Here is a 23,785-nt window from a genome sequence, read left to right on the forward strand (position 1 = left end):
ACCAGACCACACCACGGGGTGGCATAATCCAGTCAATTCAACCAATTCAATACAATAAATTGGTATCAACAAACTTGGCACACTATTGAGTTCTCAAACAACAGACACATTCGAATAATTCCCGAAACAATTCATATTCAAATGAATTCTTTTGTTTCGCTTTTCTTCGCTGCGATGTTTATAGCTTATTTCATTCTTATTCACTTTGCAAATCCGGGTTATTTTCCCGATATTCACTCTGTGGAACGAATCCGCCCATCAAAAAGTGAAGCTTTTCATCATTTTCGTGCTTTGCACACGATGAATTGCTTCTCTTGTGAAGGGGGTTTGTCACCACTCAACGGCGGCGACTCAGAAAACAATACACGCTCCCCCGAGGCCGTGCAAATCGGCTGCGGAGGAGCGTGAATGGGGGCTTGGGAAGGCTAAGGAACCAGGACTTCGACAGTCGCGAGATTCTTCTTGCCGCGGCGCAGGAGCAGGTACTGGCCATGCAGCAGCTCCGATTCGGAGATGACAGCTTCCGGGTCGGACACCTTCTCGTTGTTTACATAGGCGCCGCCTTCGCCGACGGTCCGCCGGGCCGCGGACTTGCTCTCCGACAGGCCGGATGCCACCAGCAGGTCAATGATCCCGAGGCCATCCACCTGGATGCGGGCGGAAGGAAGCTCCGACGTGGCTGCCTCAAGCGTGGGCCGGTCCAGGGCGGACAGGTCACCGTTGCCAAAAAGTGCAGCGGACGCCGCGATGACTTTCTCCGTTGCCTCCACACCGTGGACCAGGGAAGTCACTTCAAACGCCAGCTTCCGCTGGCCTTCCCGTGCAAACGGACGTTCGGCCACGGCAGCTGCCAGGGTTTCGATTTCCGCGCGGCTCAGAAAAGTGAAGACCTTCAGCCGGTCCACCACGTCAGAGTCGGCGGTGTTCAGCCAGAACTGGTAGAAGGCGTACGGGCTGCACATGCCGGCGTCGAGCCAGATGGCATTGCCTTCGCTCTTGCCGAACTTAGTGCCGTCGGAGTTGGTGATCAGCGGCGTACCCAGGGCGTGGACGCTCTTACCCTCAACCTTGCGGATGAGTTCAGTGCCGCTGGTGAGGTTGCCCCACTGGTCCGAGCCGCCGGTCTGCAGCATGCAGCCGTAGTCGCGGAACAACTGGAGGTAGTCCATGCCCTGCAGGATCTGGTAGCTGAATTCGGTGTAGCTGATGCCCTCGTCCGAACTGAGGCGGGACGCAACAGCATCCTTGCGGAGCATGGTGCCGACCCGGTAGTGCTTTCCGATCTCGCGCAGGAAGTCGATGGCGCTCAACGGCGCGGTCCAGTCGAGGTTGTTGACCATGCGGGCGGCGCTGGCGCCATCGAAGCTGAGGAAGCGGCGGACCTGGGCCTGCAGGTAGCCCACCCATTCGTTAACGGTGTCCTTGGTGTTCAGCGTGCGCTCGGCGGTGGGCCGCGGATCGCCGATCAGTCCCGTGGATCCGCCCACGAGTCCCAGCGGCTTGTGCCCGGCGAGCTGCAGCCGGCGCATAACGAGGAGTTGGACCAGGTTGCCCAGGTGCAGGCTCGGCGCGGTGGGGTCGAATCCGCAGTAGTAGGTGATCGGATCACCGGCGAGGAGCTTTTCCAGTTCCTCTTCATCGGTGGAGACGTGGACCAGGCCGCGCCACTTCAGCTCCTGCCAGACATTGGCGAAGGTGGGGTCGTTCTGCTGGGATTCGAGATCGTTGAGTTCTGACACGACTTCTAAGTTAGCAGGATCAGCGACGCCCGGCGCCGAAATGAACGGCGCCGGGCGTCGAGAGGCAAAGCGGACCGGCTCAGCCTTCTATGCCTGCCGGAATACCTTCCGCGGCGATCAGCCGGAGCCGCTGCGTGGGCCGGGTCATGGCGACGTACAGATCGCCCACCCGGCCATGCTCGCGGTTGAGCATGACGGACGGCTCAAGAACCACAACGCCGTCGAACTCCAGGCCCTTGGCCTCGCGCGGGCTGATGACCACGATGTCCTGTTCGTAGCTGCCCGCGCCGTTGCCGATGCGCCGGCCGTACACGGCACGAAGGGCTGACGTTGCAGCCGGCAGAAGGTCGCCGTCGGCAATCACGGCGAGGAGGCCGCCGTCGAGCGCTGCCAGTTCCTCGGGGAGCACCTCCACCAAACGGTTCACCACCTGTCCGTGGTCAACCTTGTCGATGACAGGGGCCCACCGTCCCTCGCGGACGGCCTTCGGCGCGGAAACCACCAGTCCGGCCGCGTTGGCCATGCTGGCGGCGGCTTCAGCGATCTGAGAGGGCGTCCGGTAGTTGACTGTCAGCTCCTCCAGCTGCCAGCGGTCACCGAACATGGGTGCCAGGGCCCCCTGCCAGGAGTTGGCGCCGGCGACTGAACTGGTCTGCGCGATGTCGCCCACGATGGTGAAGGATTTCAGCGGGCAACGGCGGACCAGCAGGCGCCATTGCATGGGCGAAAGCTCCTGCGCCTCATCCACCACGATGTGGCCGAAGGCCCACGTGCGGTCGCTGGTGGCGCGCTCGGCGGCCGTCAGGCGATTCTCGCGCTCCTGGTTCTGATCGACGAGTTCCTCCGCGGAGATGAGGACATCGACACCCATGTCCCCCATGTTCACCAGTGTCTGCTTGGCGTTGGCAAGGTCCCGGGCGCGGTCGTGCTCCTGCTGTGCAAGGCCCCGTCCCGCCGCCGGGTCCATTTCGCCGAGGAGCTCCGCGGCCTCGTCCAGCAGCGGGACGTCGGCCTCGGTCCAAGGCGCACCAGCGGGGCGCAGCAGCAGCGACCGCTCCCCAAGGGACAGGCTCGGTGTGCAGGCCGCCAGGACTGCGGGCTTGCTCAGAAGCTCGGTGATCAGCTTCTCCGGAGTCATCGGCATCCAGCACAGGTTCAGGACGATCCGGACGTCGCGGGCCGTGCGGACGTCTTCTGCCAGATACGAGCGGTCGGCATTGTTGCCGATGCTCCCGGCCTCCACGAGATCGGTCATCTGCTCGGTCAGTTCGCGGAGCAGAATTTTGATAAACGTCAGGCGCGCCTCGTTGTGCGGCTTGCCGGTGGACCGGGCACGTTCGCGCGCCCGGCTTACTTGCCGCCGCGTCAGCACCAGCTTGCGGCCGTCGACGTCCAGGACACGGTCCTCGGCGGGGATCCGCTGCCGGTTCGCGACCGCATTGGCCACAACCTTCACCATGTCCAGCCGCCCCTTGATGGCCGCGACCTCTGCCTCAGGTTCGCCAACCGCTTTGATTCCGGGCATCAGGCGACCCACGCTGGCCATGACCACGCCGGTCTCACCGAGCGAGGGAAGAACACGTTCGATGTACTTCATAAAGGACGACGACGGGCCCACCAGCAGCACACCTGCGGTCTTCAGCCGTTCCCGGTGCGTGTAGAGCAGGTACGCGGCCCGGTGCAGTGCCACAGCAGTCTTACCGGTACCGGGACCACCCTGCACCACGAGGGCACCGGAAATGGAGGACCGGATGATGCGGTCCTGCTCGGACTGGATGGTGCCGACGATGTCGGACATCCGGCCCGTGCGCTTGGAATCCAGAGCCGCCAGCAGTGCTCCTTCGCCCTGCAGCGATGCGTCGTCCGCGAGCATGTCCGCATCAAGGACGTCGTCCTCGATGGCCTTGACTTCCCGGCCCTGCAGAATCAGGTGCCGCCGGCGGCGGACGCCCTGCCGGTCAAACGCCGTTGCCTGGTAGAAGTGGCCGGCTTCGGGCGCGCGCCAGTCCACCATGAGCCGCTGGAGGTCATCGGTGGTCAGGCCGATGCGCCCAATGTACTGGGCCTCACCGGAATCCAGGTCGAGGCGGCCGAAGACCAGGCGGTCGTCGACGGCGTCGAGCTGGGCGAGGCGGTCCTCGTAGAGCGCGGCGAAGGCGTCGCGTTCGGAGACATTCTGCATGGTGCCCACGGCACCGGCCCGGCGGACCTGTGCCAACTGCTGGCGCTTTTCCGCGCGGAGCTCTTCCAGCCGGGCGTACAGGCCGGCAACATAGTTCCGTTCGTGGGCCAAATCGGCGTCGAGCATTTAAACGTTCCCCTATCGCAAAAGACAGACCGTCCATTCTACAACCATTTCGGTTAACGCGCCCGCCGGTCCCCTGCCCCGGAAGTCACCCAATGTTCACTTTCAGGCCGCACACTTCCGTAGCCGTTCCGCCCCGTGAGTGATTCAATACTGCAATGCACCACGAGAACGTCCTGACCGGATACGGGCTTTCCCTCCTTCCGTTGGCACCGCACCATGCCGAAGGGCTGTTTGACTTCGTGGACGCCACGATGTGGGCAGGAATGGCCGCGCCCCTGCCGGCCACGGCGCACGAGCTTTCAGGGCTGTTTGCGGCCAGGATTGAGGACCCGGCCAGCCTGGCCTTCGCCGTGACGGACCAGCGGACCGGAGCCCTCCTGGGCACAACCGCGCTGAATGCGTTCGATGCCGCCCAGCAACGCGTGGAAGTTGGCGGCACGTTCTTTGGACGGCAGTTCTGGGGCACGCACGTAAATCCCGCCAGCAAGCACGCCCTGCTCGCCTTTGCGTTCGACGTCCTTCACGTTCAGCGCGTTGCGTTTCGCTGCGACGCACGTAATGTGCGCAGCGCCGCAGCCATCGAACGGCTGGGGGCAACGTTCGAGGGCGTGCTGCGCAGCCACCGCCTGGCGCCTGACGGCACACGTGCGGATTCGGCAGTGTTCTCGGTCCTGGGGCAGGAATGGCCCGCGGTGCAGCAGCGCCTCCAGCACCGGTTGGCGCCGTTCGCCCTGGCGGGAGACAATCCTGGCGGGACGGATTATGCCCGGCGCACCTTCGCCGCCTTGTAGCGGGACACGGTGGGATCCCCTGGCAGCCAGAAGCGCCAGGGATACGTCGCGGAGCCGCCGTCGCCGGAAACGCCCACCCTCGGCCCGGAACTGAACACGGGAGCGGGTACCGAAGTCAGCCGCAGCTCGAAGGGGTCAGCCAGCGCATCCCGGCCGCTGTCGGCGGTAGTGAGGGCCAGCGTGGTGGCCAGCCGGGCCGGGCCGCTCGCCAGGTCGAGAGCCGATTTTGACGTCGGACGCCGCACCATCGCGAGGTGCTGCCCCTCCACCACCTCGCCCGCCCGCAGCAGGACGGCAGATGCGGTGCCCGCCGCGCCGCAGACGATGTTGGCGCAGTAGTGCATGCCATAGGTGAAGTAGACGTAGAGGTGGCCGGCCGGGCCGAACATGGGCGCGTTGCGGGCCGTGGGGCCACGGAAAGTGTGGGAGCCGGGATCCGGATGCGACGAGTCGCCGGGACCCATGTACGCCTCCACCTCGGTGATCCGCACAGCCACAGTTCCCTCGTGGCTGTGGTGGGTCAGTACGGATCCCAGCAGCCGCGGAGCGACCCTCCGGGCGTCGCCGGACAGCAGTTCGCGGAGCTGATCCGGGCTGGCGGGACTCAGGCTGGCGGTCATGGTCCGACTCTATCGAACGCCACGGCGGTGTCCGATTTCCGCTAGCAGTCCCGGTCGCTGGCTGGCAGGATGGAGGGCATGGACTTCTGGCAGCGCTACCGCGCGATTGACGCGCGGGACACCCGGTTCGACGGGCAGTTCTACACGGCTGTCCGGACCACCGGCATCTACTGCCGCCCGTCCTGCCCCGCCAGGACCCCGAAAGCCGTGAACGTCACCTTCTACGAAACCTCTGCCGCGGCACACGACGCCGGCTACCGGGCGTGCAAGCGCTGCCTCCCCGAAGCAGTGCCAGGCACGCCTGCGTGGAACATCCGGCAGGACCTGGCGGGCCGCGCGATGCGCCTGATCAACGACGGCGTGATCAACCGGGACGGGGTGGAGGGCCTCGCCGCCCGGCTGGGATACTCCTCCCGCCAGCTCAACCGGATCCTCAGCCACGAACTCGGCGCCGGCCCGCTCTCCCTGGCCCGGGCCAGCCGCGCCCAGACCGCCCGCACCCTGTTGGTGTCCACGGCGATGAAGCTGGCGGACATCGCATTCGCGTCCGGCTTCAGCAGCGTCCGCCAGTTCAACGACACCATGGTGGAGGTGTTCGCCATGACGCCCACTGCCCTGCGCGCGACCGCCAGGCACCACCGCTCCCCTGCCGCCGCGACGTCGCTGACGTTGAGCCTGCCGTACCGCGAACCGTTCGATCCCGGCATCTTTTCCTTCCTCGCCGTCAGGGCGATCCCCGGGATCGAGGCGGGGACGCCGACGTCGTACGCCCGTTCTTTGCAGCTTCCGCATGGCGATGCCCGCTTCAGCGTGACTTACGACGACGGCGCTCCCCGACGGCCACTGACCCTCACCATCGGCGCGGTGGACCTCCGGGACCTGCCCGCACTGCTGAGCAGGGTACGCCGGCTCTTCGACCTCGACGCCGATCCGGTAGCCATCGACAGTGCCCTGTCCCAGGAGCCCCGCCTGGCCGCCTCGGTTGCCGGTGCGCCGGGCATCAGGATGCCCGGCGCGTTGGATCCGCAGGAGCTGCTCATCCGGGCGATGATCGGGCAGCAAATCACCGTGGCTGCGGCCCGCACCGCACTGACGCAGCTGGCCGCTGCCGGCAGTCCAAGCGCGGTCCCCGGCGAGGGCCTTGACCGGCGGTTTCCCACCGCGGCCGAAATCGCCGAGACCGGCTACAAGCTGCTGCGCGGTCCGCAACGCCGGATTGACGCCATCCGTTCCGCCGCGTCGGCCCTGGCTGGAGGCCAACTGGATTTTGGCTACGGGGACGATCTGCCCGGGCTCGGCGCCAAGCTGCTTCCCCTTCCCGGGGTTGGCCCGTGGACCGTGGGCTACGTGGCAATGCGTGTCCTCGGCGCGCCGGACGTGTTTCTGGCCAACGACGCCGCGGTGCGAAACGGCATCCGGGCGCTCGCCCCAGCCCTCACGAACCAAGACGGCGGCGGCCTTGAGGCGACTGGCGTGACGCCAAGCCCCGATTTCCGCGAGGTCAGCCCGTGGCGGTCCTACGCCACCATGCACCTGTGGCGCGCCGCCGCGGAGTCCAAATCCTCCAAACCTATACAAGCCGTTCCAGAGAAAGCGATGCTATGAAAGCCCAGCTGTTAGTGATGTCCACCCCGGACGGACCGTTCACCATCCTTGCCCAGGACGGCGTGGTCCTCGCCTCGGGCTGGACCGCCGAGCCGGGTGAGCTGACCGGCCAGATCCACCCCGAGCTGCGGCCGGGCGACGTCGAAGCGGTCACGGACCTGGGCAGCATCTCCCGGGCCGTGGAGGCCTTCTATGCCGGCGATCCAGCGCCTGCCATGGCCGTCCCCGTGCGCCAGAAGTCTGGGCCGTTCCGGTCGCACGCCTGGGACGTGCTGAGGACCGTTCGTCCCGGGTCGCCGGTGACGTACACCGAGTATGCCGAGCTTTCCGGAAATCCGAAAGCGGTCCGGGCCGCGGCCAGCGCGTGTGCGTTCAACGCGGCTGCCTTGTTTGTGCCGTGCCACCGCGTCATCCGCACCGACGGTTCCCTGGGCGGTTTCCGCTGGGGCCTGGCCATCAAGGAGAGCCTGCTGGCCCGCGAGGCAACGGAGAGCCTGCTGGCCCGCGAAGCCGGATAGGGCTACCGTGCTGCGGGTGTCCCGGATGGCGTGGCTCCGGCAGCCGGTGTCCCGGATGGCCAGGGCAGCAGTTCCGGGAGGTCCACGCCGTCCGCGGCGGCTGTTGCCCGCAGGCTGCCGAGCGATGGTTCACGGCCGGCCAGCCAGGCGGCAATGTCAGTGATCATCCCGCTGATGACGGTGGAACGGCCGAGGCCAAGGGTCACGGGCGGGAGCCCGAGTGGCTGCAGCACGAGTTTTTCCCCCGGCGGGACACGGGCCGCCAGGAAGTCGAAGACGTGCTCGCAGAACTTCCGGCTCCACGTCTCGGGCCCGAGGCCCGCGCCCAGGTCCGCTGTGTGGATCACCAGTTCACGCCACAACGCGAGGCCGCCGTCGAAGACCACTCCTCCACGGTAGGCAATGGAGGCCTGCCAGTCGGCGTCGCGTTCCAGCGAATCAAAAGCCTTCAGTGCCCGGTCCAGGCCGGCCTGCAGGTCAGCCCGGTGCGCATCCGCGTTGTGGCCGGCGGCCATCTCGATAGCCTTCGTGCGTCCGTCCTGGCCTCCGTCGTACAGCTCAACAGTGGCGCCGCGGGCGGCAAATTCCAGCTGCCGCGCCATGGCGTTGGAGATGCCGGCGAGATGCGCCAGGACGTGCCCGCGGGTCCAGCCGGGCAGTCCCGACGGTGCCTTGACATCCTCATCGGTGAATTTCGCGGCGGTCGAGGCCACGGCGCCGGCGGCCTTATGCAGTTCGGCCAGTAGTTCTGAAGTAGTGATCTCAGTCATAGCGCCATGGTAGCCGACAGAGTTAACGACTCTTAACGCAGAACGCTCTCTCAGTTAATGCATGAATATCGGCAACGCACTCTCACTTTCTTGAGGAAAGTGAGAGAGCGTTGGCCAAAATGCTGCATCAACTGAGAGAGCGTTTGGGGGTTAGGCTGCGTAGTCCCGCACGCCGGCAAGCTCTGCTTCCAGCGCGAGCAGCTGGCGTTCGACGGCGGCGGGTGCGGTGCCGCCCTGGGAGTTGCGGCTGTTGAGCGACCCTTCCGTGGACAGGACCGTGCGGACCTCCGGAGTCAGGTGCTCCGAAATAGCGGCGTATTCCTCATCCGTCAGGTCCCACAGCTCCACGTCGCGGCTTTCGGCCTGCTTGACCGCTGCTCCGGAGAGCTCGTGCGCCTCGCGGAACGGAACGCCCTGGCGGACCAGCCACTCGGCAATGTCCGTGGCCAGCGCGAAGCCCTGCGGTGCCAGCGACTCCATCCGTTCCGTGTTGAACTTCAGCGTCGCGATCATGCCCGAGACAGCCGGAAGCAGCAGCTCCAGGGTGTCGGCGGCATCGAAGACCGGTTCCTTGTCCTCCTGCAGGTCGCGGTTGTACGCGAGCGGCAGTCCCTTGAGCGTGGCCAGCAGCCCGGTCAGGTTGCCGATCAGGCGCCCTGCCTTGCCGCGGGCCAGTTCGGCGACGTCGGGGTTCTTCTTCTGCGGCATGATCGAGGAACCGGTGGAGTAGGAATCGTGCAGGGTCACAAAGGAGAACTCCTTGGTGGCCCAGAGAATGACTTCCTCCGAAACGCGGGACAGGTCCACGCCGATCATGGCCGTAACCCACGCAAACTCGGCGAAGACATCGCGCGATGCGGTGCCGTCAATGGAGTTGTGCGTGGCGGAGAAGAACCCCAGGTCCGCCGCGACGGCCTCCGGGTCGAGGCCCAGCGACGAGCCTGCGAGGGCACCGGAACCGTAAGGCGAAACCCCTGCGCGCTTGTCCCAGTCCTGGAGCCGCTGCACATCGCGCAGCAGCGCCCAGGCATGGGCCAGCAGGTGGTGGCTGAGCAGGATGGGCTGGGCATGCTGCAGGTGAGTACGGCCTGGCATGGCCACCCCCTGGTGGGCTTTGGCCTGCCCCACCAGCGCCTCGATGGTTGCCAGCACGCCGCGCGCGATGATCCGGGCGTGGTCACGCAGGAACATGCGGCCCAGCGTGGCCACCTGGTCGTTGCGGGACCGTCCGGCGCGGAGCTTGCCGCCCAGCTGGGTGCCGGCGCGCTCGATCAGGCCGCGTTCCAGTGACCCGTGCACGTCCTCATCGGATTCCGCCGGCAAGTACGCGCCTGAGGCGACATCGTCATCCAGCCGGCCCAGGGCGTCCAGCATGCCGTCGAGTTCGGCGTCGTCCAGCAGCCCGGCCTTGTGCAGCACGCGGGCGTGCGCTTTGGAGCCGGCGATGTCGTAGCGGGCCAGCCGCCAGTCAAAGTGCGTGGACTTGCTCAGGGCTGCGAGGGCATCCGCGGGGCCGCCGGCGAACCGGCCGCCCCACAGTGCGCCGGTGTTCGTCGCGTCGGATTTCGGGGTTTCGACAGGCTCAACCACCGATGTTTACTTTCCTGCGACGCGGATATCGCGGCCTGAGGCAACCTTGGCGGACATGCCCCACAGCTCGATGAAGCCGCGCGCCATGGACTGGTCGAACGTGTCGCCGGTGTCGTAGGTGGCGAGGTCGAAGTCGTAGAGCGAGGTCTCGGAGCGGCGGCCGTTGACGATCGCCTGTCCACCGTGCAGCACCATGCGGATGTCGCCGGTGACGTGCTTCTGGGTGTCTTCGATGAACGCGTCCAGGGAGCGCTTGAGCGGTGAGAACCACTGGCCGTCGTAGACCAGTTCGGCCCAGCGCTGGCCAACCGTGGCCTTGAAGCGGGCCTGCTCGCGCTCGACGGTGATGTCCTCGAGGTGCTTGTGCGCGGTGATCAGCGCCATGGCACCGGGGGCTTCGTAGATTTCGCGGGACTTGATGCCCACGAGGCGGTCCTCGACGACGTCGATCCGGCCCACACCCTGCGCGCCGGCACGGCGGTTCAGTTCCTTGATGGCCTGCAGCGGGGTGACCCGGACGCCGTCGATCGCTACGGGCACGCCGGCTTCGAACGAAATGGTGACCTCATCCGGGGCCGGCGGGAACTCCGGCGTGGCGGTGTAGTCGTAGATGTCCTTGGTGGGCGCGTTCCAGATGTCCTCGAGGTAACCGGTTTCGACGGCGCGTCCCCAGACGTTCTGGTCGATCGAGTACGGGTTCTTCTTGGTGGTCTCGATCGGCAGTCCCTTTTCCTCGGCGAAGGCGATGGCCTTGTCGCGGGTGAGGGCGAGGTCGCGGACCGGTGCGATGCACTTCAGGTCCGGGCCGAGGGTCTGGATGCCCACCTCAAAGCGGACTTGGTCGTTGCCCTTGCCGGTGCAGCCGTGGGCCACGGTGGTGGCGCCGAATTCGCGGGCGGCCTTGACCAGGTGCTTGACGATGACCGGCCGGGAGATGGCCGAAACCAGCGGGTAGTGGCCCTGGTAGAGGGCGTTGGCCTTCAGCGTGGGCATGCAGTATTCGTTGGCGAACTCGTCGGACGCGTCGGCCACGTAGGCTTCGACGGCACCGCAGCCGAGGGCGCGCTGGCGGATGGTCTCCAGCGACTCGCCGCCCTGTCCGACGTCGACCGCCACGGCGATGACCTCAGCACCGGTGGCTTCACCGATCCAGCCGATGGCTACGGAAGTATCGAGGCCACCGGAGTAGGCCAGAACAATGCGCTCAGTCACGAAAATGCTCCTAATTGGGGTTGTAGATGTTGATCGGGGAAACTCTTCAGGGAAAAACGTTCTGGGGAAAGCCTGTCACACCGGGAAAGTGTTCTGGCTGCGTGGGCCTACTGGCTGCCGCCGGCTTCCTCGGCGAGCTGCAGGAACCGGACCGCGAGGTCCTGCCCGCCCTGCGGATCCCGGGAGACCAGCAGCACGGTGTCGTCACCGGCAATGGTCCCCAGGATGGAGGGCATCACCGAGTGGTCAATGGCCAGGGCCAGGAAGTTGGCCGCACCGGGCGGGGTTCGGAGCACCGCGATGTTGGCCGAGGCTTCCGCCGTGACCAGGAGTTCACTGCACAGCCGGGCAAGCCGGGCATCCAGGATCTCCTGGCTGACCCCGCTCTTGGCCGCACGTTCGCCGCCCTCGCCGGGGACGGCGTAAACCAGCACGCCTTCCTTGCCGCGGACCCGGACGGCACCGAGTTCCACGAGGTCCCGGGACAGCGTGGCCTGGGTGACCTGGACGCCGTCGTCCGCCAGCAAAGCGGCCAGCTCCGCCTGGGAACGCACCGATTCACCCGTCAGGATCGCGGTGATGCGCGCTTGGCGGGCCGTTTTGGTGGCCGGGCTGGAGCCCGGCGATGCCGGCGGGACGGACACTAGTTGCCAACCTCCCGCGGCGCCAGCCCGTCCACGGGGGCCAGGCCTTCGACGACGGCGAGCCCGGACCGGTGCATCAGCCAGGCCATCAGTGCCTTCTGCGCGTGCAGCCGGTTCTCCGCTTCGTCCCAGACGATCGACTGCGGGCCGTCGATGACGCCCGCCGAAATCTCGTAGCCGCGGTAGGCGGGCAGGCAGTGAAGCACGACGGCGTCATCCGCCGCGTGTGCCATGGCCGCCTCATCCACGGAGTACTCCCGGAACAGCTGCAGCCTGGCTTCCTTTTCGGCTTCCTGGCCCATGGAGACCCAGGTGTCCGTGGCCACAACGTCGGCGCCGTTTAGGGCCACGGCGGCGTCGGTGGTGACCAGCACGGAACCGCCGGTCTGCGCGGCGCGTTCCTCCGCCGCGGCGACGATCTCCGCAGCCGGCAGGTAGCCCTCGGGCCCGGCGATGCGGACATGCATTCCCGCCGTGACGCCGGCCAGCAGGTAGGAGTTGGCCATGTTGTTGGCGGCGTCGCCCAGGTAGCTCATGGTCAGTCCGGCCAGCTCGCCCTTGTGTTCCTTCACCGCGAGCAGGTCCGCCAGGAGCTGGCACGGGTGGTAGTCGTCGCACAAGGCGTTGATTACCGGCACCCTTGAGTTTTCCGCCATGGCCACCAGGCCCGAGTGCGCGCCGGTGCGCCACACAATGGTGGAGACCATGCGCTCCAAGACTTTGGCGGTGTCCTCGACAGACTCCTTGTGGCCAATCTGGGCCTCGCCAGGGTTGATGATCAGGGCGTTGCCGCCCATGTCCGCGATGCCCGTGGCAAAGGAAACGCGCGTACGGGTGGAGGTCTTGTCGAAGATGACGGCCACGGTCTTGCGGCCGTTACCCTCCCCGGCAAAGGGCTGCACGCTGTACGGCGCTGCCTTCATGCGGACGGCCAGGTCCAGGACCTCGGCCTGCTCGGCGGGGCTGAGGTCCGTGTCCTTCAGGAAGTGGCGTGTGGTGCTGGCTGTGCCGGCGGAAGAAACTACAGGGGTCACTGCGCGTCCTTAGCTGTCTGGAGGATTGCCGGGAGGGCGGCGAGGAAGGTGCCTGCCTGGTCCTTGGTGAGGATAAGCGGCGGGGCAAGCCGGATGGTGCGCGGGCCGGGGCTGTTGACGATGAAACCGGCGTCAAGGCCTGCGGTCACCACGGCGGGGGCCACGTCGGCGTCCAGGTCGAAGCCGATGAGCAGGCCTTCGCCGCGGACTTCGGTGACGCCGTCGACGGCGGCGAGCCCGGTGCGGAGGTAGTCCCCCACAACTGCAACGTTTTCCAGGACCCGCTGGCTTTCGATCGCGTGCAACGTGGCCAGCGCGGCCGCCGTCGCCACCGGGTTGCCGCCGAAAGTGGTGCCGTGCTGGCCCGCGGACAGGAGCGATGACGTCCGCTCACCGAACGTGAGAAGCGCACCGATGGGGAAGCCGCCGCCGAGGCCCTTCGCCAGCGTGATGGCGTCGGGAACGATGCCAGCGTCCTCCGTCGCGAGCCATTTGCCGGTCCGGCCGATTCCAGTCTGGACCTCGTCCAGGATCAGCAGGGCGCCGGCCTTTGTGGTCGCTTCGCGGGCTGCCTTCAGGTAGCCAGGAGGCAGTGGCCGCACTCCGGCTTCGCCCTGGATGGGCTCCAGGAAAACGGCGGCCACGGTTTCGTCGATGGCTGCTTCCAAGGCTGCGACGTCGCCGAACGGGATATGGACCACGCCGCCGGGCAACGGCTCAAACGGTGCGCGGTAGGCTTCCTTGGCGGTCAAGGCCAGGGCACCCATGGTGCGTCCATGGAAGGCGCCTTCGAGGGCGATGATCTTGGTGCGGGCTGCGCCGTCCGGTCCGGTTGCATTGCGGCGAGCCAGCTTGAAGGCGGCCTCGACCGCTTCGGTTCCCGAGTTGGCGAAGAATACCTTGGAGCCGGCAGGTGCGTGCGTCAGTGCCAGAAGCTTTTCCGCAAGCGCGATCTGCGTGGGGCTGGTGAAGAAGTTGGAGACATGGCCCAGGGTTGCCAGCTGGCTCGAAATCACGGACGTGACAAAGGGGTGGGCGTGGCCCAGGGCGTTGACGGCAATACCGCCGAGCAGGTCCAGGTATTCCTTGCCGTCGGCGTCCCAGACCAGGCAGCCGGCACCACGGACCAGGACACGCTGCGGCGTGCCAAAGACGCCCATGAGCGACGACGAATAGCGGGCCAGCCAGTCCGCCCCGCCGGTATTCCCCCTGCCGTCCACAAGGTCTGTCACCGGCGTCTTCTCCAGCGTGGTGGCGGCATGGCTGCCTGTTTTCACCTGGTTCATGGGTTTACTACCTCTTCTGCGTCGTCGTCGGGGACGACCTGCGTGCCGATGCCCGCGGTCGTGAATGTTTCCAGGAGCATCGAGTGCGGCAGGCGGCCGTCCACGATGTGGGCGCGTTCCACGCCGCCGTCAATGGCCTTGAGGCACGCTTCCATCTTGGGGATCATGCCTGATTCCAACGACGGCAGGAGCTGCCGCAGCTCCGAGGCCGTGAGGGACGAGATGAGGGATGACCGGTCCGGCCAGTTGGCGTAGAGGCCTTCGACGTCGGTGAGGATCACCAGCTTGGAGGCACCCAACGCTTCGGCGAGGGCGGCCGCGGCGGTATCCGCATTGACGTTGAGGACCTGCCCGGTGGTCTGGACCTCTCCGGCTGCCGTCTCGAGGCCGTCGGACTCGATTTCCGGTGCCACGGTGGAGATGACCGGGATGCGGCCCGCGGCGAGGATGTCCAGGATGCCCTCGGGGTTCACGCCGACAACTTCCCCCACCAGGCCGAGGTCCACTTCCTCGCCGTCAATGACGGTGCCGGTCCGGACGGCACGGAGCAGGCCGCCGTCTTCGCCGGACATTCCCACTGCATACGGGCCGTGGGAGTTGATCAGGCCCACCAGCTCGCGGCCCACCTGGCCGGTGAGGACCATACGGACCACGTCCATGGCTTCGGGGGTGGTGACGCGGAGGCCGCCTTTGAACTCAGACTCGATGCCCAGCCGCGCCAGCATGGAGTTGATCTGCGGACCGCCGCCGTGGACCACCACGGGGTGGATGCCCACATGGTGCAGGAACACTACGTCTTCGGCGAAGGCGCGGCGCAGTTCCTCGTTGACCATGGCGTTGCCGCCGTATTTGATCACCATGGTGGTGCCGGCGAACCGCTGGATCCAGGGCAGCGCCTCGATCAGCGTGCCGGCCTTGCTTTGGGCATCACTCATGGACGTCGTTTCACGGGTCTGGGTGTTCATGCGTGCAATATCTCCAGGGTTGCTGGTGAATCTAGCTTGAGGATCTAGCTTGAGTAGGCGCTGTTCTCGTGGACGTAGTCGTGGGTGAGGTCGTTGGTCCAGATGGTGGCTTCGGCGTCACCGGACTGCAGGTCAATTTCCACCAGGACTTCGCGGGGTTCGAGGTCCACCAGGTTGCGGTCGTCGCCGATGCTGCCGTTGCGGCAGATCTGGATGCCATTGATGGCCACATTCAGCTGGTCCGGTTCAAACACGGCGTCCGTGGTGCCCACGGCGGACAGCACGCGGCCCCAGTTGGGGTCCTTGCCGAAGATGGCTGCCTTGAACAGGTTGGACCGGGCCACGGAGCGGCTGACCGTTTCGGCGTCCCGCTCACTGGCCGCGTTGAAGGTGCGGATGGCGATGTCGTGGCTGGCGCCTTCGGCGTCCCCGATCAGCTTGCGTGCCAGTTCGGCGCATACCTGGGTCAGCCCGGCACCAAAGGTTTCCGCGGACGGGACGGCGCCGGAAGCGCCGGAAGCCAGCAACACCACGGTGTCATTGGTGGACATGCAGCCGTCCGAATCAGCCCGGTCGAAGGTGACGCGCGTGGCGTCGCGGAGGACGACGTCGAGCATTTCCGCTTCGACGTCGGCGTCAGTGGTGAGGACCACCAGCATGGTGGCCAGGCCGGGTGCCAGCATGCCGGCGCCCTTGGCGATGCCGCCGATGGTGAACTCCTGGCCATCGGCGTCCGTGCCGATGAACAGTGCGGACTTGGGCACCGAGTCTGTGGTCATGATGGCGGTGGCCGCATCCTGCCCGCCGTCCGTGCTGAGCGCTGCCGAGGCAGCGTCGACGCCCGGGAGGATCTTGTCCATGGGCAGCTGCTCGCCGATCAGGCCGGTGGAACAGACAAACACGTCCGTCGCCGAGATACCGAGGACCGCTGCCACTTTTTCGGCCGTGCTGTGGGTGTTCTGGAACCCCTGGGGACCCGTACAGGCGTTGGCGCCGCCGGAGTTGAGGACCACCGCGTCAACGCGGCCATCGGAGACGACCTGGCGGGACCAATGGACGGGGGCCGCGGCCACCCGGTTGCTGGTGAAGACGGCGGCCGCCGCCTTGGACGGGCCGTCGTTGACCACCAGGGCGAAGTCCGGCTTGCCTGAGGTCTTCAGCCCGGCGGTGACGCCAGCGGCGCGGAATCCCAGGGGGGCGGTAACGGTCACGGTGCAACTCCCTGCAGGTTGAGGCCGGCGGTTTCCGGCAGGCCTAGCGCAATATTCATGGACTGCACGGCGCCGCCGGCAGTCCCCTTGGTGAGGTTATCAATCACGCACGTCACAATCACGCGGCCGGTGTGTTCATCCAGTGCCAACTGCATGGCCGCGTGGTTGGAGCCCTGGACGGACTTGGTGGCGGGCCACTGCCCTTCCGGCAACAGGTGGACAAACGGCTCGTCGTCGTAGGCATCAGCCCACGCCTGGCGGAGGTCCGCCGCCGTGGTGCCGGGCTTGACCTTCGCGGTGGCGGTGGTGAGGATGCCGCGGCTCATCGGCGCGAGCGTCGGGGTGAAGGACACCGTGACGCTCTCGCCGGCAGCATTGGAGAGGCCCTGTTCAATCTCGGGGGTGTGGCGGTGGCCGCCGCCCACGCCGTAGGGGCTCATGGAGCCCATCACCTCAGAACCGATGAGGTTCACCTTCGCGGCCTTGCCCGCACCCGAGGTGCCGGAGGCGGAAACGATCACGACGTCGTCGGGCTGGAGCAGCTTGGCGGCGAACCCGGGCGCCAGGGCCAGGAGGGCCGACGTCGGGTAGCAGCCCGGGACGGCGATCCGCGTGGCGCCCTTGAGGACCTCGCGCTGGCCGGAGAGCTCCGGCAGGCCGTAGGGCCACGTTCCGGCGTGGGCCGAGCCGTAGAATTTTTCCCACGCGGTTGGATCTTCGAGGCGGTGGTCTGCGCCGGCGTCGATCACAACTGTGCCTTCGGGGAGCTGTGCCGCGATCTCGGCGGAAGCACCGTGCGGAAGTGCCAGGAACACCACATCGTGCCCGGAGAGATTCTCCACGGTGGTGTCTTCCAGGATGCGGCTGGCCAGTCCGTGCAGGTGCGGCTGCAGCTCACCAAGGCGGGAGCCTGCGTTGCTGTGCGCGGTGATGGCACCGATGGTCACGTCCGGATGTCCCGCCAGGAGCCGCAGGACTTCTCCCCCGGCGTAGCCGCTGGCTCCGGAGACGGCAACAGAAATAGTCATGCCGTGAATCATACAGCAAAAATATTCAGTATGCCCGATATTTATGCATCGATGCTGTCATCGATTCCCGGGGCCGCTGGACAAGCAGGCGTAAGATGGGGTGAGGGTGATCATGACCGTGCAGTCCGAATGTCGGCTGCACCGTTGCCCGAAACAGTTACGAGGCCCCGCTCCATGACCACCACGTTCCCCACGTCTGAGCGCCCTAAATCGCGTGTCCGGCAGCCCAACGCCGTTGTCCTGAGCTATTCGGAGCTGCTGAAGAGCGTCAAGGCTGAAGGCCTGCTGGAACGCCGCGTCGGTTTCTACATCACGCTCTTTGCCAGCCTGGTACTCCTCATGGCCGCCACCTGGTTCGGCTTTGCCCTGATCGGCGACAGCTGGTTCCAGCTCCTTATCGCCGCGGCCGTCGGGATCCTCTGCACACAGCTGAGTTTCCTGGCCCACGAGGCCGGGCACCGCCAGATCTTCGCGTCCCGCCGCGCCAACGACTGGACCGCCAGGATCCTGGCCACCTCGGTTGCCGGCATGAGCTATTCCTGGTGGGAGCAGAAGCACGGCGCCCACCACAACCACCCCAACGTCATTTCGAAGGATCCTGACATTGCCACGGGGGCCATCGCCTTCCACACCGAAGGTGCCGCCACACGGCAGGGCAGGTTTTCGTTCCTGACCCGCAAGCAGGGCTGGTTCTTCTTCCCGCTACTGTTCCTTGTTGGCCTGGGGCTGCAGATCGATTCCGTGAAGTTCGTCTTCCGTCGGGCCAAGGTGACACACCGCTGGGTGGAGCTTCCCATTTTGCTGGTCCGGCTTAGCCTCCTGCCCGTGCTGGCATTTACGTTCCTGCCGCTCGGGATGGCGTTCGCGTTCATCGGCGTGCAGCTCGCCGTCTTCGGTTTCTACATGGGTGCTTCCTTCGCGCCGAACCACAAGGGCATGCCGGTCCTGCCCGCGGACAGCCGCGTGGACTTCTTCAGCCGCCAGGTCCTGACGTCACGGAACATCTCCGGTGGCCGGTTTATGGACATCCTGCTCGGCGGCCTGAACCGCCAGGCTGAGCACCACCTCTTCCCGGACATGGCACGCCCCCAGCTGGACAAGGCTGCCAAGATCGTCCGCGAGTACTGCAAAAAGCATCAGGTTCCCTACACGGAAACCACACTGCTGCAGTCCTACGGCATCATCGTCCGCTACCTCAACGAAGTGGGGCTCGCTGCCGGACGCCACTTCGAGTGCCCCATGGCAACGGTGACCCGGCGGTTCTAGCACGCACCCCGAGCCACGCGGGCTCCCCCGCATGACTTTGCCCCGTATGACCCGAAGCGACGGCCGGTTACCGGCCGTCGCTTCGTCGTCGGTAGCGGTATCCCTAGGATGGTCAGAGACACCGGCCGCGGGAAACCCCCGCCCGGAGAGGAGACCTTTTATGCAAGCCATCGTTGCCCGCCAGTCCGGAGGTCCGGAAGTCCTCGAGCTCGCCGAAGTGGACCATCCGACGCCGGGTCCCGGCCAGTTGCTCATCAAGGTGGCGGCAGCCGGGGTGAACTTCATCGACACCTATCAGCGCGGGGGCATGTACCAGGTCCCGTTCCCCTTTACGCCTGGCTCGGAAGCCGCTGGGACTGTAGAGGGGCTCGGCGAAGGCGTCGAAAACTTCGCAGTCGGCAGCAGGGTGGCCACGGCCGAGGGCACTAGATGCTACGCCGGCTACGCGGTGCTCGATGCGGCCAAGGCACTTCCGGTGCCGGACGGCGTCGACGACCTGACGGCGGCTGCCTTGCCGCTCCAAGGCATGACCGCCCACTACCTCATCAATTCCTCCTTCAAGGTCGAACCGGGCCACACAGTACTGACGCACGCCGGTGCCGGCGGCGTCGGCCTGCTGCTGATCCAACTGCTGAAGGAGAGGGGCGCCCGCGTCATCACCACGGTTTCCTCGGAGGCCAAGGGAGAACTTGCCCGCGACGCCGGGGCCGACCACGTGCTGCGGTACGAGGGCTTCCCCCACCATGTCCGCGAACTCACCAACGGGAAAGGCGTGGACGTGGTGTACGACGGCGTCGGCCGGAACACCTTTGACGGGTCCCTCTCCTGCCTCCGCACGCGAGGCATGCTGGTCCTGTTCGGGGCAGCCTCCGGGGCCGTTCCGCCGGTGGATCCGCAGCGCCTCAACGCCGGCGGTTCGCTGACGCTGACGCGTCCGTCCCTGGCCCACTTCCTGCTCAACGAGCAGGAGCGCCGCTGGCGCTCGGCGGAGATCTTCGCCGCCGCAGAAAAGGGGCGCCTGTTGGTACGGATCGGCGCCACCTACCCCCTGGCGGAGGCGCGGCGTTCCCATGAGGACCTCGAGGGCCGGCGCACCACGGGCAAGGTCCTGCTGGTTCCCTGATGGATACAGGCAGCACACGTGAACAGAACATGAATCTTCAACTAATTCTGGACACCTTGCGTTCACTTTACTCAGGCAGAATCTGTCCGTGAATGAGCATCAGTCAAACGTCGTCGCATCCCTGCCGGAGGATCCCTACCGCCCCCAGCTGGCCGGTTTTCCCCTGGCCCCGCCCGAGCGGACCCTCATGGCCATCCTGGCGGACTCGGCGGCACGTTTCCCGGAGGCCTCAGCGCTCGACGACGGCCGGCGTTCCCTGAGCTACGCCGACCTGATGGCCGCGGTCCGGGCCAAAGGACGGGAGCTCCAGGCCGCCGGGCTGGGCGCCGGCGACAGGATAGGTGTGCGGATTCCGTCCGGGACCAGCGAGCTCTACATCTCGATTCTCGCTATCCTGCACATCGGTGCCGCCTACGTTCCGGTGGACGCCGACGACCCTGAGGAACGTGCCCGGCTCGTTTTCGGTGAGGCTGGCGTAGCCGGGGTGCTCACCGGTGGGGCCGCGGTCTCCGTGCCTGACTCCCCGGAACCCGCTGAACGCGGTGAAGCCGAGCGTCGTGCTGCCGAAAGCCGTTCCGCCGAGCCCGGCGATGACGCCTGGGTGATCTTCACCTCCGGTTCCACCGGCACGCCCAAGGGCGTCGCGGTCCAGCACCGCTCCGCCGCCGCCTTTGTTGACGCCGAAGCCCGGATCTTCCTGCAGGCGGAGCCCCTCGGCCCGCAGGACAGGGTACTGGCTGGGCTTTCCGTCGCCTTTGATGCCTCGTGTGAGGAAATGTGGCTTGCCTGGCGTCACGGCGCCTGCCTGGTGCCCGCACCGCGGGCCCTGGTAAGGACCGGAACGGACCTCGGCCCGTGGCTCATCAGCCACGGCATCACCGCAGTGTCCACCGTTCCTACGCTGGCTGCCCTCTGGCCGGCCGAGTCCTTGGAGAGCGTCCGGCTCCTGATTTTCGGCGGCGAGGCCTGCCCGCCCGAGCTGGCCGAGCGGCTTGCCGTCCCGGGCCGTGAAGTCTGGAACACCTACGGCCCCACGGAGGCCACGGTAGTGGCCTGCGCGGCTCCCCTGGGTGGCCCCGGTCCGGTCCGGATCGGACTGCCCCTGGACGGCTGGGACCTGGCCGTAGTGGATGCTGAAGGACTGCCCGTCGGCGAAGGGGAGATCGGCGAACTGATTATCGGCGGCGTCGGACTGGCCCGATACCTTGACCCCGACAAGGACCGGGAGAAGTACGCGCCCATGCCGTCCTTCGGCTGGGACCGCGCCTACCGTTCGGGCGACCTGGTCCGCTACGAAGCCGCCGGGCTGATCTTCATGGGCCGCGCCGACGAACAGGTCAAGCTCGGTGGACGCCGCATCGAGCTGGGCGAAATTGACGCCGCCCTGCAGGCCCTCCCGCACGTTGCCGGAGCTGCTGCGGCAGTAAGGACAACCGCTGCAGGAAACCAGATCCTGGTGGGCTATCTGGCCGCCGCCGACGCTGACCTGGATCTGGTGGCCGCCCGCGAACTCCTGGCAGAGAGCCTCCCCGCGCCCCTCATTCCGCTGCTTACCGTCGTCGACTCCCTGCCTACCAAAACCAGCGGGAAGGTGGACCGCCGTGCCCTGCCCTGGCCGCTGACCGGCACCGGCGCGGCGGAGGCCGACGCTGCCCCCCTGAACCTGCCCGAAGATGCCTCCTGGGTGGCCGAACAGTGGACTGCAGTCCTTGGCAGCCGCGTAACAAGCCTCGACGCCGACTTCTTCGCCTTCGGCGGCGGCTCCCTGTCCGCTGCCCAGCTGGTCTCAGCCCTCAGGGTCCGGTACCCGACCATCACGGTCGCCGACATTTATGCCACACCCAGGATCGGTGCCCTGATTGATGCGGCCCGCCAGACCCTTCCCGACGGAGTGGCCACCGGACCTGCGCCGTCCCGGACTGTACGCCCCACCGCGTTTAAGTCCCAGGTCTTCCAGACGCTGATGGGCATTCCCTTGCACATCCTGGTGGGGATGCGCTGGCTGACCTACCTCATGGCGGCTAACAACGTGCTGGCCGGGTTGGCCGGCTTCAGCGCTGCCCCCACCGTTTCCTGGTGGTGGGTGGCCGCCTCCTGGCTCGTCTTCGTCTCCCCGGCCGGCAGGATGCTGATTTCCGTGGCCGCGGCCCGGATGCTGCTCCGGAAGGTGGGGCCGGGAACGTACCCGCGCTCCGGACGGGTGCACGTGCGCCTCTGGCTGGCCGAACAGATCCAGGACCTCGCCGGGGCCATCAGCCTCGCCAGCGCACCCTGGGTGCCGTACTACGCCCGGGCGCTGGGCGCCAAGATCGGCAACAACGTCCAACTGCACTCGCTGCCGCCTGTCACCGGGATGCTTTCCCTCGGCAGCGGCTCCAACGTCGAGCCTGAGGTGGATCTTTCCGGTTGGTGGATCGACGGGGACATCGTCCACATCGGGGCCGTCCATATCGGGGCAGGAGCCAGCGTCGGGGCGCGCAGCACGCTGATGCCCGGCGCTTCCATCGGCGCCGGAGCCCAGGTGGAACCCGGCTCGGCCGTCCTCGGCAAGGTGAAGGCCGGCCACCACGTTGCCGGGTCCCCGGCCGAGCGCCGGGGCAAGGCCAAGCACTCGCTGCCGGACACTCCTGCCGAACATCGGCTGATTGGCCGGCTCTGGTTCGCCGGATTCGCCATGGCTTCAGCCGTGCTGGCCCTGATCCCTTACGTCTCCGCCGCCGCCGCGGCACTGGTGGCCTTTGCCTTCATCCAAGGCACTGAATCGCTCTCCGCAGCCGTCCCGCAACTCCTGCTGGCCCTCGCACCCGCGGCCCTCGTGTGGTTCGTCGTCAACCTCCTGCTGATTTTGGTCACCACCCGGTTGCTCGGCATCGGCCTGGCGGAGGGCTACTACCGCGTCCGCAGCCGGATCGGCTGGCAGGTCTGGGCCACGGAACGTGTGCTGGACCTGGCCCGCGACCTGCTCTTCCCCGTTTATGCCAGTCTCTTCACGCCGGTCTGGCTGCGCCTGCTGGGCGCCAAGATCGGCAAGAACGTCGAAGCCTCCACGGTCCTGCTCATCCCCAAGATGACCACCGTGGGCGAAGGCGCCTTCCTGGCCGACGACACCATGGTGGCCTCCTACGAGCTCGACGGCGGGTGGCTGCGGATTGCGCCCGCGAAGATCGGCAAGCGCTCCTTCCTGGGCAACTCGGGAATGACCGCTGCCGGCCGGAATGTCCCCAAGAACTCACTCGTCGCCGTCCTGTCGGCCACACCGGCCAAGGCCAAGTCCGGGACGTCCTGGCTGGGCAGCCCGCCTGTGCGGCTCCGGCGCACCGCCATCGCCTCGGACGACACCCGCACCTACCAGCCGCCGCTGCGGCTCAAGTTTGCCCGCTGCCTCTGGGAACTGGGCCGCTTCATCCCCGTGGTGGTAACGGTGGCGATCGCCGCCGGCGTAATGCTTGCTTTTGACTGGCTGGCTGCCGCCTACAACTACGGGATTGCCGCAGCCCTGGGCGGCGTCGTGATGCTGCTGGCGGGCGCGGTGGCCGCGGGCAGCGCCGTCGTCGCCAAATGGGTCCTCGTGGGCCGGATCCGGGCCGGCGAGCACCCGCTCTGGAGCTCCTTCATTTGGCGCAACGAGGTGGTTGATACGTTTATCGAAATGGTCAGCGCCCCCTGGTTCGCGCGGGCAGCCACCGGGACCCCGGCCCTGGTCTGGTGGCTCCGGGCGCTCGGCGCCCGGATCGGCCGCGGTACGTGGTGCGAAAGCTACTGGCTTCCCGAAGCCGACCTGGTCACCCTCGGGCGGAACTCCACCGTCAACCGTGGCTGTGTGGTCCAGACCCACCTGTTCCATGACCGGGTCATGAGCCTGGACACTGTTACCCTCGAAGACGGAGCAACCATGGGCCCCCACGGCGTCATCCTGCCGCAGGCGAGCATCGGCAGCGGTGGAACTGTAGGACCGGCCTCGCTGGTGATGCGGGGCGAATCCGTTCCCGCCGCGACTTATTGGATGGGCAACCCGGTGAGCCCCTGGAGCGGTCCCGCAGCGTCCGCTCCCAAACCACGCTAGCCCCGCTGTACC

General features: G+C 66.8%; 19 protein-coding genes. 7 read left to right on the forward strand and 12 right to left on the reverse strand.

Annotated features, from left to right (window positions below):
- Positions 1 to 141: 141 nt before the first annotated feature.
- Positions 142 to 408: a hypothetical protein gene (locus ACX80V_RS10430; protein ID WP_485843074.1), complete on the forward strand. Its 267-nt coding sequence runs from the start codon at positions 142 to 144 to the stop codon at positions 406 to 408.
- A 17-nt stretch (positions 409 to 425) separates the two neighbouring features.
- Here the strand turns inward: ACX80V_RS10430 and tyrS are convergent, their stop codons facing one another.
- Positions 426 to 1,739: a tyrosine--tRNA ligase gene (gene tyrS / locus ACX80V_RS10435; RefSeq protein WP_058929431.1), complete on the reverse strand. Its 1,314-nt coding sequence runs from the start codon at positions 1,737 to 1,739 to the stop codon at positions 426 to 428.
- A 79-nt stretch (positions 1,740 to 1,818) separates the two neighbouring features.
- Positions 1,819 to 4,047, reverse strand: coding sequence for a HelD family protein (locus ACX80V_RS10440; RefSeq protein WP_485843075.1), 2,229 nt, complete (start codon positions 4,045 to 4,047; stop codon positions 1,819 to 1,821).
- A 155-nt stretch (positions 4,048 to 4,202) separates the two neighbouring features.
- Here ACX80V_RS10440 and ACX80V_RS10445 point away from each other — a divergent pair, with 155 nt between their 5' ends.
- Positions 4,203 to 4,838: a GNAT family N-acetyltransferase gene (locus tag ACX80V_RS10445; RefSeq protein WP_485843076.1), complete on the forward strand. Its 636-nt coding sequence runs from the start codon at positions 4,203 to 4,205 to the stop codon at positions 4,836 to 4,838.
- On the opposite strand, the gene ACX80V_RS10450 is transcribed toward ACX80V_RS10445, so the two are convergent.
- The gene (locus tag ACX80V_RS10450; RefSeq protein ID WP_485843077.1) at positions 4,808 to 5,458 is read right to left on the reverse strand and encodes a DNA-3-methyladenine glycosylase; all 651 of its coding nucleotides are present in this window, start codon (positions 5,456 to 5,458) and stop codon (positions 4,808 to 4,810) included. The two genes, ACX80V_RS10445 and ACX80V_RS10450, sit on opposite strands and share 31 nt — an antisense overlap.
- Positions 5,459 to 5,536: 78 nt before the next feature.
- On the opposite strand from ACX80V_RS10450, the gene ACX80V_RS10455 reads away from it, so the two are divergent.
- Positions 5,537 to 7,063, forward strand: a complete 1,527-nt coding sequence (locus tag ACX80V_RS10455; protein ID WP_485843078.1) for an AlkA N-terminal domain-containing protein — start codon at positions 5,537 to 5,539, stop codon at positions 7,061 to 7,063.
- Positions 7,060 to 7,581, forward strand: a complete 522-nt coding sequence (locus ACX80V_RS10460; RefSeq protein WP_058929435.1) for a methylated-DNA--[protein]-cysteine S-methyltransferase — start codon at positions 7,060 to 7,062, stop codon at positions 7,579 to 7,581. Before ACX80V_RS10455 ends, ACX80V_RS10460 begins: the two co-directional genes overlap by 4 nt.
- Positions 7,582 to 7,583: 2 nt before the next feature.
- Here ACX80V_RS10460 and ACX80V_RS10465 read toward each other — a convergent pair whose 3' ends face one another.
- The 9 genes from ACX80V_RS10465 to argC form a co-directional block, all read right to left on the reverse strand.
- Positions 7,584 to 8,351: a maleylpyruvate isomerase family mycothiol-dependent enzyme gene (locus tag ACX80V_RS10465; protein WP_485843079.1), complete on the reverse strand. Its 768-nt coding sequence runs from the start codon at positions 8,349 to 8,351 to the stop codon at positions 7,584 to 7,586.
- Positions 8,352 to 8,501: 150 nt separating this feature from the next.
- On the reverse strand, positions 8,502 to 9,941 hold the full coding sequence (gene argH, locus ACX80V_RS10470; RefSeq protein WP_485843080.1) for an argininosuccinate lyase: 1,440 nt from the start codon (positions 9,939 to 9,941) through the stop codon (positions 8,502 to 8,504).
- A gap of 6 nt (positions 9,942 to 9,947) precedes the next feature.
- Positions 9,948 to 11,153, reverse strand: a complete 1,206-nt coding sequence (locus ACX80V_RS10475; protein WP_058929438.1) for an argininosuccinate synthase — start codon at positions 11,151 to 11,153, stop codon at positions 9,948 to 9,950.
- A 107-nt stretch (positions 11,154 to 11,260) separates the two neighbouring features.
- On the reverse strand, positions 11,261 to 11,797 hold the full coding sequence (locus ACX80V_RS10480; RefSeq protein ID WP_111906510.1) for an arginine repressor: 537 nt from the start codon (positions 11,795 to 11,797) through the stop codon (positions 11,261 to 11,263).
- Complete coding sequence (gene argF / locus ACX80V_RS10485) at positions 11,797 to 12,831, reverse strand: ornithine carbamoyltransferase (protein ID WP_485843081.1); 1,035 nt, start codon at positions 12,829 to 12,831, stop codon at positions 11,797 to 11,799. The genes ACX80V_RS10480 and argF overlap by 1 nt, the downstream gene beginning before the upstream one ends.
- Positions 12,828 to 14,117 carry an acetylornithine transaminase gene (locus ACX80V_RS10490; protein WP_485843082.1) on the reverse strand — a complete coding sequence of 430 codons (1,290 nt, stop codon included), beginning with the start codon at positions 14,115 to 14,117 and terminating at the stop codon, positions 12,828 to 12,830. The genes argF and ACX80V_RS10490 overlap by 4 nt, the downstream gene beginning before the upstream one ends.
- Complete coding sequence (gene argB / locus ACX80V_RS10495) at positions 14,114 to 15,082, reverse strand: acetylglutamate kinase (protein WP_485843083.1); 969 nt, start codon at positions 15,080 to 15,082, stop codon at positions 14,114 to 14,116. Before argB ends, ACX80V_RS10490 begins: the two co-directional genes overlap by 4 nt.
- Positions 15,083 to 15,126: 44 nt before the next feature.
- Complete coding sequence (gene argJ, locus ACX80V_RS10500; RefSeq protein ID WP_485843084.1) at positions 15,127 to 16,293, reverse strand: bifunctional glutamate N-acetyltransferase/amino-acid acetyltransferase ArgJ; 1,167 nt, start codon at positions 16,291 to 16,293, stop codon at positions 15,127 to 15,129.
- Positions 16,290 to 17,321, reverse strand: coding sequence for an N-acetyl-gamma-glutamyl-phosphate reductase (gene argC / locus ACX80V_RS10505; RefSeq protein WP_485843085.1), 1,032 nt, complete (start codon positions 17,319 to 17,321; stop codon positions 16,290 to 16,292). The genes argJ and argC overlap by 4 nt, the downstream gene beginning before the upstream one ends.
- 174 nt (positions 17,322 to 17,495) lie before the next feature.
- On the opposite strand from argC, the gene ACX80V_RS10510 reads away from it, so the two are divergent.
- From ACX80V_RS10510 to ACX80V_RS10520, 3 genes are all read left to right on the forward strand, one after another.
- Complete coding sequence (locus tag ACX80V_RS10510) at positions 17,496 to 18,587, forward strand: fatty acid desaturase family protein (RefSeq protein WP_485843086.1); 1,092 nt, start codon at positions 17,496 to 17,498, stop codon at positions 18,585 to 18,587.
- A 160-nt stretch (positions 18,588 to 18,747) separates the two neighbouring features.
- On the forward strand, positions 18,748 to 19,710 hold the full coding sequence (locus ACX80V_RS10515) for a quinone oxidoreductase family protein (RefSeq protein WP_485843087.1): 963 nt from the start codon (positions 18,748 to 18,750) through the stop codon (positions 19,708 to 19,710).
- Between the two features lie 187 nt (positions 19,711 to 19,897).
- Complete coding sequence (locus ACX80V_RS10520) at positions 19,898 to 23,773, forward strand: Pls/PosA family non-ribosomal peptide synthetase (RefSeq protein WP_485843204.1); 3,876 nt, start codon at positions 19,898 to 19,900, stop codon at positions 23,771 to 23,773.
- The last annotated feature ends 12 nt before the right edge of the window (positions 23,774 to 23,785 follow it).

This window comes from Pseudarthrobacter arbutini (assembly GCF_054510915.1).

Bases quoted from the DNA above. Each gene is read 5' to 3' on its own strand.
- ACX80V_RS10430 (WP_485843074.1), top strand. From the start codon at position 142: ATGAATTCTTTTGTTTCGCTTTTCTTCGCTGCGATGTTTATAGCTTAT.
- ACX80V_RS10490 (WP_485843082.1), bottom strand. From the start codon at position 14,117: ATGAACCAGGTGAAAACAGGCAGCCATGCCGCCACCACGCTGGAGAAG.
- argC (WP_485843085.1), bottom strand. From the start codon at position 17,321: ATGACTATTTCTGTTGCCGTCTCCGGAGCCAGCGGCTACGCCGGGGGA.
- argB (WP_485843083.1), bottom strand. From the start codon at position 15,082: ATGAACACCCAGACCCGTGAAACGACGTCCATGAGTGATGCCCAAAGC.
- ACX80V_RS10445 (WP_485843076.1), top strand. From the start codon at position 4,203: ATGCACCACGAGAACGTCCTGACCGGATACGGGCTTTCCCTCCTTCCG.
- ACX80V_RS10450 (WP_485843077.1), bottom strand. From the start codon at position 5,458: ATGACCGCCAGCCTGAGTCCCGCCAGCCCGGATCAGCTCCGCGAACTG.
- ACX80V_RS10510 (WP_485843086.1), top strand. From the start codon at position 17,496: ATGACCACCACGTTCCCCACGTCTGAGCGCCCTAAATCGCGTGTCCGG.
- ACX80V_RS10515 (WP_485843087.1), top strand. From the start codon at position 18,748: ATGCAAGCCATCGTTGCCCGCCAGTCCGGAGGTCCGGAAGTCCTCGAG.
- ACX80V_RS10440 (WP_485843075.1), bottom strand. From the start codon at position 4,047: ATGCTCGACGCCGATTTGGCCCACGAACGGAACTATGTTGCCGGCCTG.
- ACX80V_RS10520 (WP_485843204.1), top strand. From the start codon at position 19,898: ATGGCCATCCTGGCGGACTCGGCGGCACGTTTCCCGGAGGCCTCAGCG.
- ACX80V_RS10460 (WP_058929435.1), top strand. From the start codon at position 7,060: ATGAAAGCCCAGCTGTTAGTGATGTCCACCCCGGACGGACCGTTCACC.
- ACX80V_RS10465 (WP_485843079.1), bottom strand. From the start codon at position 8,351: ATGACTGAGATCACTACTTCAGAACTACTGGCCGAACTGCATAAGGCC.
- ACX80V_RS10455 (WP_485843078.1), top strand. From the start codon at position 5,537: ATGGACTTCTGGCAGCGCTACCGCGCGATTGACGCGCGGGACACCCGG.